General features: G+C 66.5%; 1 protein-coding gene. It reads right to left on the bottom strand.

What is annotated here, in order from left to right; all coding sequences use genetic code 11:
• Positions 1-660, bottom strand: a 660-nt coding sequence (locus tag V4F39_RS16425; RefSeq protein ID WP_332290792.1) for an NAD(P)(+) transhydrogenase (Re/Si-specific) subunit beta, incomplete at its 5' end; no start/stop codon positions are given.

The following is a 660-nucleotide window of genomic DNA, read 5'->3' as shown; positions in this document are numbered from 1 at the left end:
CTACTCCACGGCCTTCACCATCTCCTCGACGACCTTCTTCGCATCGCCGAAGACCATCATGGTCTTGTCCATGTAGAAGAGCTCGTTGTCCAGGCCCGCGTAGCCCGCGGCCATCGAGCGCTTGTTCACGATGACGGTCTTGGCCTTGTAGGCCTCCAGGATCGGCATGCCGTAGATCGGGCTGCCCTTGGTCAGCGCCGCGGGGTTCACCACGTCGTTGGCGCCCAGGATGATCGCCACGTCCGCCTGGCCGAACTCGCCGTTGATGTCCTCCATCTCGAAGACCTGGTCGTAGGGCACCTCGGCTTCGGCCAGCAGCACGTTCATGTGGCCCGGCATGCGGCCGGCCACCGGATGGATGGCGTACTTCACCGTCACGCCCTTCTCGGTGAGCTTGGCCGCCAGCTCCTTGACCGCATGCTGCGCACGCGCCACCGCCAGGCCGTAGCCGGGCACGATGACCACCGTCTCGGCGTTGCCCATGATGAAGGCCGCGTCGTCGGCGCTGCCGCTCTTGACGCTGCGCTGCTGCTGCGCCCCCGCCGTGGCCGCGGTGGCGTCGCCGCCGAAGCCGCCCAGGATCACGTTGAAGAACGAGCGGTTCATCGCCTTGCACATGATGTAGCTCAGGATCGCGCCCGAGCTGCCCACCAGCGAGCC

The sequence above is a fragment of the Aquincola agrisoli genome (assembly GCF_036621135.1).
In the GTDB taxonomy this organism is placed as follows: domain Bacteria; phylum Pseudomonadota; class Gammaproteobacteria; order Burkholderiales; family Burkholderiaceae_C; genus Aquincola; species Aquincola agrisoli.
The sequence above is the reverse complement of the archived record's forward strand: the minus strand, read 5'-3'. Positions and strand labels throughout refer to the sequence as shown.